At 73.8% G+C, this 1,786-nt stretch carries 2 protein-coding genes; both read right to left on the bottom strand.

Annotated elements, in window-relative coordinates; genetic code table 11:
* The coding region (locus tag GTW40_RS09720; protein WP_161179765.1) for a ricin-type beta-trefoil lectin domain protein at window positions 1-1,024 on the bottom strand (1,024 nt) is incomplete at its 3' end.
* Window positions 1,025-1,210: 186 nt separating this feature from the next.
* On the bottom strand, window positions 1,211-1,786 hold a 576-nt coding region (locus GTW40_RS09715; RefSeq protein WP_161179764.1), incomplete at its 5' end, for a SigB/SigF/SigG family RNA polymerase sigma factor.

Below are 1,786 nucleotides of genomic sequence, written 5' to 3'. Positions count from 1 at the left end.
ACGGGGTGGGGGAGGCGACGGGGGAGGGGGAGGACGTCGTCGTGACCGTCACCTGCGGGGGCGTGGGCGCCGCCACCGGTTGTCCGGGGGAGTCCTCGGTATGTACGAGCAGGAACACCAGGAGCGAGACGAGGGCCGTTCCCAGGGCCACCGAGGCCGGCAGATAGCGGCGCCGCCGCGGCCGGCTCCGGCGTGGGGCGGCCCCTTGGGGGGCCGGGGCCGCTGCGGGGCCGCCTCGGTGGGCGTATGCCGTGCCGCCCCAGGGGAGCAGCCCCTCCGCGAGGGTCTGCCGGGGGGTGTCCCGCAGTGCGCTCAGGTCCTCGAACGCGGCCGTGCAGCAAGGGCACCGGGCCTTGTGCGTGTCCAGGTCGACGCTGCGGCGGGGTCCCTCCGGCCGTACCGCCTCCTCGATCAGTCGCCGGAAGTCGGCGCAGCGCGGGTCGTCGGACGCGGCCAGCCGGTGTCGCAGACACGCCTGGGCCAGTGCCTTCAGTGCCTGCGGGGTGCCGTGGGCGACATCGGCGGGGCGGAGGCCGAGGTAGGCGGCGGTCCGCTCCTGGGGCTCCTCCTCCAGGACGCCGTACCAGACGAGGCCCTGGTCGCGGGAGGACAGGGACTGGAACGCCGGGAGCAGGGGCGGGGTCGGACCGTCCGGCGCGGCACCGGAGTTGAGCACCAGCAGCAGGCTGGGATCGAGGCCCGCCGCCCGCTCGTCACGGGCCCAGGAGGCCGCGGCCCGACCGGTCAGGAGCAGCAGGTGGTGGCGCAGCGGCACTTTCGGCTCGATGCCGCGCGCCGTGTCCCGGGCGGCCGTGGTGAGGACCTCGGCCGCCAGTCGGCGGGCGGTGGACTCGCCGGTGGTGCACAGACGGGCGTAGGCGAGTACCGCCGGCCGGTGGCGCCGGCGCAACTCCTGGAGCGCCGGGTACGCCGTCGGGGTCGGCGTGCGGAGCAGTTCGGTGAGCCGCACGTCCGGCGTGTCCTGGACATCCTCGTCCGGCCCGGCCCGGTAGCCCTGAGCCATGCGCGCCCTCCGTCCCCTGGGGTTCTGACATACCAGCCAGTTCGGGTGGCCCATGGTGCTGGAGGGGCGCGGTGGGGGAAAGGGGTTACTTCAGGTAACCGATAACGGTTCGCGCACCGGCGGCACGCGGAGGCGGCCCGGCGTTGTCGGCCGGGCCGCCTCGTGAGCCGAGGGTGAGGCGCCGCCTCACTCCAACACGGTCAGCCCCCGGCGCAGCCGCACCAGCGTGCGCGAGAGCAGCCGGGAGACGTGCATCTGGGAGATGCCCAGCTCGTCGCCGATCTCCGACTGGGTCATGCCCGCGACGAAGCGCAGGGACAGGATCTGCCGGTCGCGGGGCGCGAGTTCGGCGATCAGCGGCTTCAGCGACTCGACGTACTCGATGCCCTCGAGTCCGTGGTCCTCGTAGCCGATGCGGTCCGCGAGGGCGCCCTCGGAGTCGTCCTCCTCGGGCTGGGCGTCCAGCGAGGCGGCGGTGTAGGCGTTCGAGGCGGCCATGCCCTCGACCACCTCCTCGTTGGAGATGCCGAGCTTCTCGGCCAGTTCCGCGACGGTGGGGGAGCGGTCCAGGCGCTGGGCCAGCTCGTCCCCGGCCTTGGCCAGGTCCAGGCGCAGCTCCTGCAGCCGGCGCGGTACGCGCACGGACCACGAGGTGTCACGGAAGAAGCGCTTGATCTCGCCGATGATGGTCGGCATCGCGAAGCTGGGGAACTCCACGCCGCGCGCCAGCTCGAAGCGGTCGATCGCCTTGATCAGGCCGAT

Source organism: Streptomyces sp. SID4985 (genome assembly GCF_009863025.1).
Classification (GTDB): Bacteria; Actinomycetota; Actinomycetes; order Streptomycetales; family Streptomycetaceae; genus Streptomyces.
Note: the sequence above shows the minus strand (reverse complement) of the source record. Positions and strands in the feature narration are given on the sequence as shown.